The 12,786-nt window shown below is 69.7% G+C and carries 15 protein-coding genes; 6 read left to right on the top strand and 9 right to left on the bottom strand.

Annotated features, from left to right (window positions below):
* Positions 1-62: 62 nt before the first annotated feature.
* Positions 63-479, bottom strand: a complete 417-nt coding sequence (locus R0232_RS00305) for a VOC family protein (RefSeq protein WP_208513805.1) — start codon at positions 477-479, stop codon at positions 63-65.
* 106 nt (positions 480-585) lie between these two features.
* Positions 586-1,014 carry a winged helix-turn-helix transcriptional regulator gene (locus R0232_RS00310; protein ID WP_296788452.1) on the bottom strand — a complete coding sequence of 143 codons (429 nt, stop codon included), beginning with the start codon at positions 1,012-1,014 and terminating at the stop codon, positions 586-588.
* Between the two features lie 148 nt (positions 1,015-1,162).
* Between R0232_RS00310 and R0232_RS00315 the strand changes: the two genes are divergently transcribed.
* Together R0232_RS00315 and R0232_RS00320 are read left to right on the top strand one after the other, a co-directional pair.
* A complete protein-coding gene (locus R0232_RS00315; protein ID WP_431510895.1) occupies positions 1,163-1,759 on the top strand; it encodes a dihydrofolate reductase family protein in 597 nt (198 codons plus the stop codon).
* Between the two features lie 155 nt (positions 1,760-1,914).
* Positions 1,915-2,325, top strand: a complete 411-nt coding sequence (locus R0232_RS00320) for an RcnB family protein (protein WP_093343671.1) — start codon at positions 1,915-1,917, stop codon at positions 2,323-2,325.
* Positions 2,326-2,417: 92 nt separating this feature from the next.
* Here R0232_RS00320 and R0232_RS00325 read toward each other — a convergent pair whose 3' ends face one another.
* Positions 2,418-2,681, bottom strand: coding sequence for a hypothetical protein (locus R0232_RS00325; RefSeq protein ID WP_093343673.1), 264 nt, complete (start codon positions 2,679-2,681; stop codon positions 2,418-2,420).
* Positions 2,682-2,857: 176 nt separating this feature from the next.
* Positions 2,858-3,802: a CysB family HTH-type transcriptional regulator gene (locus R0232_RS00330; RefSeq protein ID WP_057591795.1), complete on the bottom strand. Its 945-nt coding sequence runs from the start codon at positions 3,800-3,802 to the stop codon at positions 2,858-2,860.
* A 176-nt stretch (positions 3,803-3,978) separates the two neighbouring features.
* On the opposite strand from R0232_RS00330, the gene R0232_RS00335 reads away from it, so the two are divergent.
* Positions 3,979-4,581, top strand: coding sequence for a TetR/AcrR family transcriptional regulator (locus R0232_RS00335; protein WP_093343675.1), 603 nt, complete (start codon positions 3,979-3,981; stop codon positions 4,579-4,581).
* Positions 4,582-4,785: 204 nt separating this feature from the next.
* The gene (locus tag R0232_RS00340; RefSeq protein ID WP_093343676.1) at positions 4,786-5,703 is read left to right on the top strand and encodes an alpha/beta hydrolase; all 918 of its coding nucleotides are present in this window, start codon (positions 4,786-4,788) and stop codon (positions 5,701-5,703) included.
* Between the two features lie 6 nt (positions 5,704-5,709).
* Here R0232_RS00340 and R0232_RS00345 read toward each other — a convergent pair whose 3' ends face one another.
* Positions 5,710-6,687, bottom strand: coding sequence for a fatty acid desaturase (locus tag R0232_RS00345; protein WP_431510896.1), 978 nt, complete (start codon positions 6,685-6,687; stop codon positions 5,710-5,712).
* A gap of 136 nt (positions 6,688-6,823) precedes the next feature.
* Between R0232_RS00345 and R0232_RS00350 the strand changes: the two genes are divergently transcribed.
* Together R0232_RS00350 and R0232_RS00355 are read left to right on the top strand one after the other, a co-directional pair.
* Entirely contained in the window at positions 6,824-7,804 is a 981-nt protein-coding gene (locus tag R0232_RS00350) for a Bug family tripartite tricarboxylate transporter substrate binding protein (protein WP_431510897.1), read from the top strand.
* A gap of 1 nt (position 7,805) precedes the next feature.
* Positions 7,806-9,413, top strand: a complete 1,608-nt coding sequence (locus R0232_RS00355) for a rhodanese-like domain-containing protein (RefSeq protein ID WP_431510898.1) — start codon at positions 7,806-7,808, stop codon at positions 9,411-9,413.
* 1 nt (position 9,414) lies between these two features.
* Here R0232_RS00355 and minE read toward each other — a convergent pair whose 3' ends face one another.
* The 4 genes from minE to R0232_RS00375 all read right to left on the bottom strand — a co-directional run bounded on the left by minE (position 9,415) and on the right by R0232_RS00375 (position 12,783).
* Positions 9,415-9,693, bottom strand: coding sequence for a cell division topological specificity factor MinE (gene minE, locus R0232_RS00360; RefSeq protein ID WP_093343682.1), 279 nt, complete (start codon positions 9,691-9,693; stop codon positions 9,415-9,417).
* Positions 9,694-9,696: 3 nt separating this feature from the next.
* Complete coding sequence (gene minD / locus R0232_RS00365; protein ID WP_093344160.1) at positions 9,697-10,512, bottom strand: septum site-determining protein MinD; 816 nt, start codon at positions 10,510-10,512, stop codon at positions 9,697-9,699.
* Between the two features lie 64 nt (positions 10,513-10,576).
* On the bottom strand, positions 10,577-11,344 hold the full coding sequence (gene minC, locus R0232_RS00370) for a septum site-determining protein MinC (RefSeq protein WP_093343684.1): 768 nt from the start codon (positions 11,342-11,344) through the stop codon (positions 10,577-10,579).
* Positions 11,345-11,499: 155 nt separating this feature from the next.
* Positions 11,500-12,783, bottom strand: a complete 1,284-nt coding sequence (locus tag R0232_RS00375; RefSeq protein WP_431510899.1) for a solute carrier family 23 protein — start codon at positions 12,781-12,783, stop codon at positions 11,500-11,502.
* Positions 12,784-12,786 lie beyond the last annotated feature (3 nt).

The raw sequence follows: 12,786 nt of genomic DNA on the forward strand, positions 1-12,786 counted from the left end.
GTCGATGGGCGAAAGACCGTACAGGGCTTGCGCCCGCAGCATGCGGCGTTCGCCGCGCCTGCTCAATCGTTCGTCTCGTCGCCCGTGGCGACCGCGCGCTCGCGCAGCTGGAACACATTGCCCTCGGTGTCGTGCCCGTCGCAATAGCGATGGCCGCCGAACGCCCATTCGGCCTCGGCCGGCTTCAATGCGCCGCCGTGCTCGGCGGCCGCGCGCCGCGCATCGCGCAGGCTCTCGACCGGAAAGACGAACTTCAGCGCCGTGTTCTCGCGCCGCACCGGCGGCTGCGACACGTGGACCCGGGCCGCGATGTCGCCATGCATCGCGACCACGAACAGCTGCAGCGCGGGCGATTCGAGGGTGCTGAATCCGCCTTCGGCATGGGCGAGCGACAGGCCGGCGACGCGCGTGTAGAACGTGCTCAGGCGCGTCACGTCCTTGGCGTAGACGACGGCTGCCGCGACGGTGTGTTCGGTCATCGGACCCCTCGGTGTGTGGTTGCTGCGTTCGGGTTTGGCAGGGTGCCGGGCGGCATTCTGCCAGCGCTCCCGCGCGAGTCTGGTGACCGGACGTGACGCGTGTCTTTCAGGCCGCGCGGCCCTCGGCATGCGCGCGCCGCAGCTCCGCCTGCAGCTTCTTCCAGAGCGCGGGTCCGCCCTTGTCGAGCGCGGCGGCATCGGCGGCGCTGTCCTTCGTGGCGGCCGTGTGCTTGCGGCCCCAGATGCCGATCTGCGCCACCACCGGCAGCAGGTCGATGCCCATGGGCGTGAGGCTGTAGAGCGCCTTTTGCCTGTGCGTGGGATCGTCGCTCTTGCGCAGCACGCCCTGCTCGACGAGCTTGCCGAGCCGCTCGGTGAGGATGTTGGTCGAGATGCCTTCGTCGGACTGCAGGAACTCGCGGAAATGGCGCTTGCCCGCGAACATCATGTCGCGCACGATCAGCAGGCTCCAGCGGTCGCCGAAGACTTCCAGCGCGAGGTTGATCGGGCAGAGGGATTTTTCCTGTGATGCCATGGCGCGCGCTCCTACGCTTTTCTTTCGGAACCGCTTGCATTCTTGCATCGGTCGGAAGACACTGCAACCGCCCGCTGGAAACCGATTGCAATTCGCAAGCAGAAAGCAGGGCGCTTCGATCCCTTCCAGATCCACCAGGAGAACGCGCATGAGAAAGCTGATCCTTCAGATGCAGATGTCCGTCGACGGCTACGTGTCGGCGGCCCACGCCCACCTCGACTGGCAGCTCTGGGGCTGGGGCGATCCCTGGCCCTGGGACGAGCGGCTCAAGCAGGACTTCAACACCGTGTTCGACAGCGTGGGCACCATCCTCCTGAGCCGCAAGATCGCGGAGGAGGGTTACCTCGACCACTGGGGCCGCGCCGCGCGGCGCTTTCCGGCCGATCGCCACTACGCCTTCGCCCAGAAGATCGTCAATGCCGACAAGGTGGTGCTCTCGAACAAGCTCGAGGCCTCGCGCTGGGAGCGCACCGCAGTGGTCCATGGCGACCTGGCCGAGGCGGTCGAGACGCTCAAGCGCCAGGAGGGCGGCGACATCCTCTCGATCGGCGGCGTGGGCTTCGCGTCGGCGCTGGTCGAGGCCGGCGTGGTCGACGAGTTCCAGTTCTTCGTCAATCCGGCGGCGGTGGGCGGCGGGCTGTCGGTGTTCAACGACCGCAGCAAGGGCCACCGGCTCGCGCTGCTGCGCTCCGACGCCTACGAATGCGGCATCGTGGTCAACCGCTACGTGCCCGGCCTGCCCTGAAACGGCACCATGGCGCCGTGCGGCTGTAGGAGTGCAGGAGGCGCGGATACCGCCGCTTACCTTGTTTCACTTCGCGCCTACCTGAGCGCCGGCTGACCGACACACAGGCCGCCCACAATGGACTCGTCATCACAACACGCACGAAGGAGTTCCAGATGTTCATCAACAAGACGAAGAGCATGGCCGTGGCCGCCGCGGCACTCGCCATGTGCATGGCAGCGGGCAGCGCCTTCGCGCAGGGCCGCGGCCATGACGGTCATCGCGGCGGCCCTCCGGGCCATGACCGCATGGAGCGCCGCGGCCCGCCGCCCGGCCACTGGGGCAACCAGGACTTCCGCGACGGACGCCAGTTCGATCGCCGCGGCTTCCCGCAGCCGCATGCCGAATGGCGCCGCGGCGGCCGCGTGCCGAGCGAGTACCGCACGCGCAACTACGTGGTCAACGACTACCGCGCCTACCGCCTGCAGCCGCCGCCGCGCGGCTACCAGTGGATGGGCGTGGGCGGCGACTTCGTGCTGGCCGCGATCGCCACGGGCGTGATCTCGCAGATCATCGCTGGCCAATAACGATAAGTGCCCACTGCCGCAGGGCTCCGAGAGGAGCCCGCACGAAAGCCGCCGCAGGCCTCACGCCGCGGCGGCTTTCTCTTGGGGGTGTCTCAGACGAGTGCCGTGGGCGCGAGCTGCGCGCAGACGTTGCGGCCCGTGATCGTGAGCCGCAGCCCGCCGCCGTGCCATTCGAGCCAGTTGAGGTTCACGTAGGCATCGATGTCGCTGTCGTCGATGCGGTCGGCATGGCGTTGCTGCAGCAGTTCCACCGTGGCGGGCAGCCCTCGTCGCAGGCGTTCGCGCCGTTCGCTGGCTTCGGCGGCCTTGAGGGCCTTGGCCTTCGCTGTGGGGTGCTGCTGCGAAATCGATGCCATTGCTGATCCGTTCCGGAAAGCTGGGATGAATGCGAATGTACGCTCCTTGTGTGAAGCAACTGGCAGCTTTTTCATGCTTTCGTATGGAAGTCTCGCCGCTTCGGTCGACATCGTGACCAAAGCCCCGCATCCGCCGTGCGAAGTCCGCGCGCCAAGCCCTTGTCGGGCCACGCTTTTCAGATTTCGTAGTGCGAAGCCCTGGTTTCGTCGGTCAGTGCCTTTTCCACCACAGCGCGCGTGAGGGTCGGCGCGAAGGACTCGATGAAGGCGTAGACGTACTTGCGCAGGTAGTTGCCGCGCCGCACCGCGAGCTTCGTGAGGTTGATGCCGAAGTGGCGCCCCGCGTCGATCGCGCGCAGCTGCGTGTCGCGCTCGGCCTCGTAGGCCACGCCGGCCACGATGCCCACGCCCATGCCGAGCTGCACGTAGGTCTTGATCACGTCGGCATCCATCGCGGCCAGCACGATGTTGGGCGTGAGCCCGCGCTGCGCGAAGGCCTCGTCGATGCGCGAGCGGCCCGTGAAGCCGGTGTCGTAGGTGATCAGCGGATAGCGCGTGAGCGCATCGAGCGTGAGCGGCGCGTCGAGCAGCGGATGGCCCGGCGGCACGATCACTGAATGGGTCCAGCGGTAGCAGGGCAGGGCGACCAGCTGCGGGTAGTCGCCCAGCGCCTCGGTGGCGATGCCCACGTCGGCCTCGCCGTCGATCAGCATCTGCGCGATCTGCTTGGGCGAGCCCTGGTGCAGGTGCAGCTTCACGTTGGGAAACTGGGCGCGGAATTCCTGCACCGCCACCGGCATCGCATAGCGCGCCTGCGAGTGCGTGGCCGTCACCGACAGCAGGCCGCTCTGCTGCGCGACGAACTCCTGCCCGGCATGCCGCAGGTTGCTGCTCTCGAGCAGCATGCGCTCGATGATCGGCAGCACGTGGCCGCCGGGTTCGGTGAGGCCGGTGAGCCGCTTGCCGGCCCGCACGAAGAGCTCGATGCCGAGCTCCTCCTCGAGTTCGCGGATCTGCCGGCTCACGCCAGGCTGCGAGGTGTGGAGGGTATGGGCGACCTCGGTCAGGTTGAAGCCGCAACGAACGGCCTCGCGTACCGAGCGCAGTTGTTGGAAGTTCATCTGGCGCGGAAGGGTCATGTCCCGGAGCGGGACGGACCGGGAATTCTCTGCACAACGGCTTATGCGGGGAACGATGCGTTTGTTGGTTTCACATGAGCAAATCATCTTTGGACCCTCTGGCAAGGCGGCCTTCGCGTTGGTTTGAGATTTCGCACGACTGTGCTAAAGTGCGCCGCATGGACGCCAAGACCCAGAAAAGCGAGCTGACCCGCACCGCCATCGTCGGCGCGGCGATGGATCTCGCGCTGGCCGAGGGCCTGGAGGCGATCACGCTGCAGGCGATCGCGAGCCGGCTGGCCCTGTCCAAGAGCGGCGTGTTCTCGCGCGTGGGATCGCGCGAGGCGCTGCAGAAGGCCGTCATCGAGGAATACGGCCGCCGCTTCCTGGCCGACGTGTTCGTGCCCGCGATGCAGAAGCCCAAGGGCCTGGCGCGGCTGACCGACATCGTCGAGCGCTGGATCGCGCGCACGCGCGATGTCGAGAGCGAGACCGGCTGCCTCTACATGGCCGGTGCCTTCGAGTACGACGACCGCGAGGGCGAGCTGCGCGAGCTGCTGCTCGCCGAGATCACCCGCTGGCGCGCCGCGCTGCGCCGCACCGTGCTGCAGGCGGTGGACAGCGGCGAGCTCAAGGCCGGCACCGATGCCGCGCTGCTGGTCAGCGAGCTCAACGGCCTCGTGATGACCCTGCTGCACGACGCGCGCTTCCTGCGCGATCCGCTGGCCGGCGAGCATGCCGCGCGCAGCTGGCGGCGCATCCTTTCCGACTACCGCGCCTGAGGCAGGTCCCGGGCGCACGCCTTTCGTCTTTGCTTATCTGAATTTCGCACAATCGTGCGATAAAAAAGGAGAAACACCATGCTGATCATTGCCCTCTGCCTGGCCGTCTACGCGCTGGCCCTCGGCGTCGAAACCCTGCGCGAAGCCCTGCGTGCGCTGCCCGGCAGCAACCAGGACTGGGTCTGGTACTGAAGGGCGCACGGCATGACGAGCAGCGCCACGCCTTCGGCCTCCACCCACGCCGCGCGTTCCGGCTACTACGGCGCCAGCCTCCGGCTGCGCGCCGTGCGCTGGACGCTCGGCGCCATCGAGCGCCTCTGGCCCGCGCTCGGCGTGCGCGCGGCCAGCCGCGTGTTCCGCACGCCGCTGCCGCCCAAGTGGCTCTACCGCGGCCAGGGGCCGGGCGCCGAGTGGCGGCGCGAGACCTGGGCCTTCGAGCAGGGCAGCCTCGGCCTCTACCACCTCGCCTCGCAGGCCTCGGCCGTCGACGAGACGCCCGTGGTGCTGCTGATGCACGGCTGGGGCGGCCATGCGGGCCAGATGCTGCCGCTGGCCCAGGCCATCGCCGCGGCGGGGCTGCGGCCGGTGCTGCTCGAGCTGCCGGCGCACGGCCGCAGCGCAGGCTGGGCCAGCAACCTGCCGCAGTTCGCGCGCGCGCTCGAGTACGTCGCGGCGCGGCTCGCGGCCGAGGGCCATGCGCTGCGCGCGGCCATCGCGCACTCGATGGGCGGCAACGCACTGGCCTATGCGGCGGCGCGCGGACTGCCGGCCGACCGGCTGGTGCTGCTGGCGCCGCCCGCCTCGCCGCGCGAATACACGCGCTACTTCGCCCACGTGTTCGGCCTGCGCGAACGCACGCGCGCCGCGATGCAGCGGCGCATCGAATCGCGCGAAGGCATCCTGATGCCGCAGTTCGAGCCGCCCGCCGTGGGCCCGCGCATCGCGCGGCCGACCCTGATCGTGCACGACCGCGACGACCGCGTGAACCGCTTCGCCGACAGCGAGGCCTACCGCGATGCGATCCCGGGTGCGCGGCTCGTCGCCACGCAGGGGCTGGGGCACCGCCGCATCCTCAAGGAGGCCGAGGTGATCGAGCGCGTGCTGGGCTTCGTCGCAGGCTAGGGTCCGTTACCAAGCCGGATGCACCGGCACGAACACCGGCCGGAACAGGTGCCGCCGCACGATCTGCCCATAGCCGCGGTAGTAGAAGTGGCCGTTGGCCGCCAGCACCGCCGCGCGGTGGCGCCGGAAGTACACCGGGATCTCGTACCAGGGCATGGTTGGCGCGCGGTGGTGCACGTGGTGCAGGTTGTTGAAGAGGTAGAGCAGGCCGAACACCGCGTTCGATTCGACGATCGCCACGCGCTCGTGCGGCGTGTCGGCCCAGCGGTGCTCGGTGAAGGTGCGCAGCGAGCCCAGCATCATCCCCGGGTAGACGAAGCACAGCAGGTACTCGCCCAGGCTCATGCCGGCCACGCCGATCACGAAGTACAGCACCGGCGCCACGCTCAGCGCATGCCAGCCCCAGGTCGGCAGTCGCGAGAAGTCGCCGGCCGCGACCCGGCCGGTCTCGAAGCGCACCAGCTTCCACAGCCGCAGGAAGGGCCCCAGCACGACGCGGAAGGCCACCGTCTGGTTCGCCAGGTAGATCCAGCGCCAGAAGCGTCCGTAGCCGGCCCAGGCCGGTGCCGAGTGATAGGCGCTCTCGGTGTCGCGCTCGGGATGCGTGAGGTGGAAGTTGACGTGGTGCGCGCTGTGGCCGCGGTTGTAGAACGGGTACGGCAGCCACAGGTTGAGCGGCGGCCACACCACGGCCCAGCGCAGCCACTGCGGCAACTGGCGCATCGCGTGGATGCTCTCGTGCTGCAGCGAGAAGTGCAGCTGCGCGAGGTAGCCGCCGGCCGCGAACAGCGCCCAGCCCGGCAGCGCCGCATGCCACCAGACCAGCGCGGCCCAGGCCAGGTAGAGCGCGCCCGCGAGCAGCAGGGTGGGCACCTCGTAGTGCCACCACCAGTGGCGGCGGCCACGCGCGGGGAGCGCCGCAACGGCGGGCGCGATGGCCGCGGGTTGCAGCGGCTGGGTGGAGGTGCGGGCGGCGGTGTTCATGAGGAGGCGGTCCGGCCTGCGATGCTAGGAAGCCTGGGCCGCGCCGCATGCGCCCATTCCGCATAAGCAAGGGTGCGAAACTTCGTTCGCGCCGCCGCCCCCGCGCCCTAGGCTCGCTGGCTTTTTGCGTCGTCCCATGAACACCCTCCCCTCGCGCGGCCTCGCCGCCTTGCTGCTCGCCCTGTCGACCGTGCTGCCGGCCCGGGCCGCCGCGCCCGACGACTATCCGCAGCGCACCGTGCGCGTGGTCGTGCCCTACCCGGCGGGCGGCATCGCCGACAAGATCGGCCGCGAGGTCGCCGAGCAGTTGCAGCAGCGCCTGAAGCAGCCCGTGGTGGTCGAGAACCGCAGCGGCGCGGCCGGCAACATCGGCTTCGACTACGTGGCGCGCCAGCCGGCCGACGGCTACACGCTGCTGCTCGCGCCGGCCTCCAACCTCACGGTGCAGCCGGCGCTGTTCAAGCAGCTGAGCTACGACCTCGCGCGCGACTTCACGCCGGTGTCGCTGCTGGTGCAGACGCCGCAGCTGCTGCTGGTCAATCCCAAGGTGCCGGTCAACAACCCGCGCGAGCTCATCGACTATTCGAAGAAGAACCCCGGCAAGGTCAACTACGGCATCAGCGTGGGCGCCTATTCGCACCTCGCGGGCGAACTGCTCAAGTCCCAGACCGGCGCCGACTTCACGCCCATCCCCTACCAGGGCAGCGCGCCCGCCATCAACGACCTGCTCGCGGGCCAGACCCAGTTCATCTTCAACGAGGTCGTGACCGCGATCCCCTTCGTCAAGGCCGGCACGCTCAAGCCGCTGGCCGTGGCCTACCGCAGCCGCGCGCCCTGGCTGCCCGAGGTGCCCACCGCCGCCGAGGCCGGCCTCGGCGACTTCGAGGTCACCTCGTGGTACGGCGTGGTGGTGCGCAGCGGCACGCCCGCGCCGCTGGTGCAGCGGCTGTCGCGCGAGCTGCGCGAGATCGTGCAGTCGGCCGACTTCCGCAAGCGCTACGACGACATCGGCGCCTTCACGGTCGGCAGTTCGCCCGAGGAGTTCGCCCGCTTCATCCAGACCGAGACCGTCAAGTGGACCGCGGTGGTGAAGCAGGCCGGCATCCAGCCGAACTGACATGAGCGCGCACGACCGCCCCACCCTCGACGCCGCGGCGCTGCATGCGCTGCTGCTGGCCGCCGACGGGCCCGAGCTCGCGCTGCTCGACGTGCGCGAGACCCGCCACTACGTCGCGCGGCATCCGAACCTCGCGCGCAATGCGCCGTTGAGCGGCCTCGAGCCGCAGATCGCCACGCTGGTGCCGCGCCGTTCCACGGCGATCGTGCTCTACGACGACCGCGCCGCGCCCGATGGCCCCGCGCACGAGGCCGCGGCCGTGCTCGGGCGCCTGGGCTACACCGATGTGCGCCTGCTGGCCGGCGGCATCGAGGCCTGGGCCGCGCAGGGGCTGCCCGTCATCGACGGTTACGGCACGCTGGTCAAGGCTTTCGGCGACCGCGCGCGGCTGCATTTCGGCACGCCCTCGGTCGGTGTCGAGGCGCTGCGCGAGCGGCTGCGCGACGGCCGGCCCACCACGCTGGTCGATGCGCGGCCGCGCGCCGAATTCGAGTTCCTCTCGCTGCCGGGCGCGCGCAACCATGCGGGCACCGAGCTCGCGCTGCGGCGCTTCGAGACGCCCGCCGCTGCCGACCACCTCTGGGCCATCAACTGCTTCAGCCGCACGCGCGGCATCGTCGGCGCCACCACCCTGCGGCTGCTGGACCGCGCGCGCGATGCGGTTTTCGTCGAGGACGGCGTGATGGACTGGGGCCTGCATGGCGGCCCCGTGGTGCAGAACGCCGCGCCCGCCGACCTGCTGCCGGCCGAGTCGCCCGAGCGGCTGCGCGAACTGGCCGACGGCCTGATCGCGCGCCACCGCCTGCCGCTGGCCGATGCCGCGCAGCTCGCGCGCTGGCAGGCCGACCCGCGGCGCAGCCTCTACCTGTTCGACGTGCGCCCGCAGCCCGACCCGGCCTTCGCGGGCACGGCCGTGCAGCAGGTGCCCGGCGGCCAGCTGCTGATGCACTTCGAGAACCTCGTGGGCACGCGCGGCGCTCGCATCGTGCTGTTCGACGATCCGGCGCACCGGCTGCGCGCCGCCATCACGAGCTTCTGGCTCACGCAGCTCGGCCAGGCCGAGGTGCATGTGTTCGACGGCCCGCTGCCCTTCCAGGGCCTGCCGCCGGCCCCTTCCACCGCGATCGCCGCTGCCCCGCCCGCCATCGAGGCCGAGGCGCTCGAAGGCGCCACGGTGGTCGACGTCGGCCCCAGCCTCGAGTACGAACGCGGCCACCTGCCGGGCGCGCTCTACCTGCTGCCGGCCTCGCTGGCGCCGCTCTCTCCTTTGATCGTGCCGGGCCGCACGCTGGTCTTCACCTCGCCCGACGGCATCGCGGCGAGCCGCGTGGCGCGCGATGCGCAACGCCGCTGGCCCGAGGCCGGCGCGCGCTTCGGCTGGCTCGCGGGCGGCACCCAGGCCTGGAAGGCCTCGGGGCGGCCGCTGTCGACCACGCTCGAGGCGGCGCACCTGCTGACCCCGTTCGACGACGACTGGGGCTCGGTGATGCGCGTGTTCGGGCCGCGGCGCGACCCGGCCTGGGCCGACTACCTGGCGTGGGAGCGCGCCCTGTCGGCGCGCGTGGTCGCGGACCCGACGGTCCGCTTCCGCTTCTTCGCGCCGGACTGACTCAGCGCGCCGGCGTGGGCGCCGGGTCGGGCAGCTCGATCTTGATGTCGAGCACCTCGAGGTTGTCCTGGGTTTCCAGGTGGACCTTGATGTCCTCGGGATTGATGGCCACGTACTTCGAGATCACCGCCACCAGCTCGCGCTGGAGTTCGGGCAGATAGTCGGGCCGCCTCTTGCCGCTGAGGCTGGAACGCTCGTGGGCGAGGATGATCTGCAGGCGTTCCTTGGCAACGCTGGCAGTCTTCTTCTTTTCGCCAAGGAGGAACGAGAGGAACGACATGCCTTATCTGCCTCCGAAAATCCGCTTGAAGAAGCCCGGCTTCTCGGCCTCGACGAAACGCATCGGCCTGTCCTCGCCGAGGAAGCGCGCCACCACGTCGCTGTAGGCCTGGGCCACGTCCGTGTCCTTGTCGTGGATCGCGGGCACGCCCTGGTTGGAGGCGTGCAGCACGCTCTCCGACTCGGGGATCACGCCGATCAGCGGAATGCGCAGGATGTCCTGGATGTCCTCCAGCGACAGCATCTGGCCGCCCGCCACCCGGTTCGGGTTGTAGCGCGTGATCAGCAGGTGTTCCTTGACCGGATCGCCGCCGTCCTTGGCGCGCTTGGTCTTGCTGCTGAGCATGCCCAGGATGCGGTCGGAGTCGCGCACCGACGAGACCTCGGGATTGGTCACCACCAGCGCCTCGTCGGCGAAGTGCATGGCCATCATCGCGCCGGTCTCGATGCCCGCGGGCGAGTCGCAGACGATGTAGTCGAAGTCCATCGCCGCCAGGTCGGTCAGCACCTTCTCCACGCCTTCCTGCGTCAGCGCTTCCTTGTCGCGCGTCTGCGAGGCGGCGAGAACGAACAGGTTCTCGCACTGCTTGTCCTTGATCAGGGCCTGGCTCAGGTTGGCCTCGCCCTGGATCACGTTGATCAGGTCGTACACCACGCGGCGTTCGCAACCCATGATCAGGTCGAGGTTGCGCAGGCCCACGTCGAAGTCGATCACGGCCGTCTTCTTGCCCGCGAGCGCGAGGCCCGAGGAGAAGCTGGCGCTCGTGGTCGTCTTGCCGACGCCGCCCTTGCCCGAGGTCACCACCACTATCTTGGCCATGGCCATTCCTTCTTGTTTCGATTCGGTTGTTGCTGGATCGCTGCCGCGTCGTCCCGCCCTGCCGTCAGGCAATGGGCTCGATCACGATTTTCTTGCCATCGAGCCGGATCTGGGCCGCCTTCGCGAGCACCGAGTCGGGCAGCGGCACTTCCGAGGTCCGGTAGATGCCGGCCACCGCCACCAGCTGGGCTTCGAGGCAGGTCGAGAAGATCCGCGCCTCGGTGTTGCCGCGCGCGCCGGCGATCGCCTTGCCGCGCAGCGGCGCGTACACGTGCACGTTGCCGTCGGCGATGACCTCGGCGCCATGGCTCACCACGGCCGTCACGATCACGTCGCCGCCGCGGGCGTAGACCTGCTGGCCCGAGCGCAGCGGCCGGTCGATCAGGAGCGTGCCGTTGGCCGGCACCGGCACCTCGCGCACGATCTGCGGCGCGGGCGACGGGGTGGCCGGCGGCGGCTCGGCCGGGCGCGGGGCCGGGGCGGCGGGCATGTCGGTCACCACCAGGCCGGCGGCGCGGGCCGCGGCGTGCTGGGCCTCGCTGCCGCCGCGCACCGCGATCGGCTGGGTCTGGTGGCGCGCCAGGAGGCCGCGCAGGGCCTCGAAATCGAGCGCGTCGCCCGCCCCGCCCTCGGCCGAGGCTTCCGGCAGTTGCGAGAGATCGATGACCACCGGTTCCTGTTCGAAGAAATCGGGGGAATCCGCCAGCTGGGCGTCGAGCGCCTCGGCCAGCACGCCCAGATCGGTCGTCTTGAGGATGACTGCGATCAGCGGCAGCGTGGCGCTCTTGAATTCGAATACCGCCCTGGTGCGCGCGGCGGAAACATCGGCCATTGGAAAACGTCTGGAAAACGTCGGTGCGAAAAGCCTGGGAGTCTAACGGGCGCGGGGCGCGCGGCGGTGCGGCGCCGCGGCCCGGACCGCCCCGGAAGCACATTTATTGCACGAGGTTTCACTTTGGGGGCTTGCGCGGGCCCCCCGGGAGCGTCTCAGTTCTTCGTGCGGCCCAGCAGTGCGTAAAGAATGATGGCCCCGAAGGTGGCGGTGCCGATGCCGCCGAGCGCGAAGTCGCCGAACTTCAGCGTGAAGTCGCCGGTGCCGATGATCAGCGTGATCGCCGCCACGATCAGGTTCTTGTTCTGCGAGAAGTCGACCTTGTTGTCGACCCAGATCTTGGCCCCGGCCACCGCGATCAGGCCGAACACCACGATGCTCACGCCGCCCATCACCGGCAGCGGGATGGCCTGGATCAGCGCGCCGAACTTGGGGCTGAAGCCCAGCACCAGCGCGATCACTGCCGCCACCACGAACACCGCGGTCGAATAGATGCGGGTGGCGGCCATCACGCCGATGTTCTCGGCATAGGTGGTCACGCCGGTGCCGCCGGCCGCGCCGCTGACCACGGTGGCGATGCCGTCGCCGATGAAGGCGCGGCCCATGTAGCCGTCGAGGTTGCGCCCGGTCATGGCCGTCACCGCCTTCAGGTGGCCCAGGTTCTCGGCCACCAGGATGATCGCCACCGGCGCGATCAGCAGCATCGCGTTGGCCGTGAACACCGGCGCGGTGAAGGCCGGCAGGCCGAACCAGGCCGCGTTGGCGATGCCGCTGAGGTCCACCGGCTTGCCCAGGCCCATGCCGTTGGTCAGCACGGCATAGACGACGGTGGCCAGGATCAGCCCCACCAGGATCAGCAGCCGCTGCACCATGCCGCGCGTGAACACCGCCACCAGGCCGACGCAGAGGAAGGTCAGGGCCTGCATCCAGGCGTCGAAGTTGCCGGCCGCCATGTTCTTGATCGGCACGTTCGCGAGGTTGAGCCCGATCACCGCCACCACCGCGCCGGTCACCACCGGCGGCATGAAGCGCTCGATCCAGCCCGTGCCCACGGCCTGCACGATGGCGCCGATCACGATGTAGACCACGCCGCAGGCCACGATGCCGCCCAGCGCCACCGCGATGTTGGCGTTGGGCCCCTTGCCGGCGTAGCCGCTGGCCGCGATCACCACGCCGATGAAGGCGAAGCTCGAGCCCAGGTAGCTGGGCACCTTGCCGCCGGTGATCAGGAAGAAGATCAGCGTGCCGATGCCGCTCATCAGGATCGCGATGTTGGGGCTGAAGCCCATCAGGATCGGCGCCAGCACGGTGGCGCCGAACATGGCGATCACGTGCTGCACGCCCATGAAGCCGGTCTGTACCCAGGGCAGGCGTTCGTCGGGCGCGACCACGCGCCCCTCGGTGGCGGCGACTTCGCGCCAGGTGAATGGATTGCTCATGGC

Source organism: Variovorax sp. DAIF25 (assembly GCF_050711835.1).
Lineage (GTDB): Bacteria > Pseudomonadota > Gammaproteobacteria > Burkholderiales > Burkholderiaceae_C > Variovorax.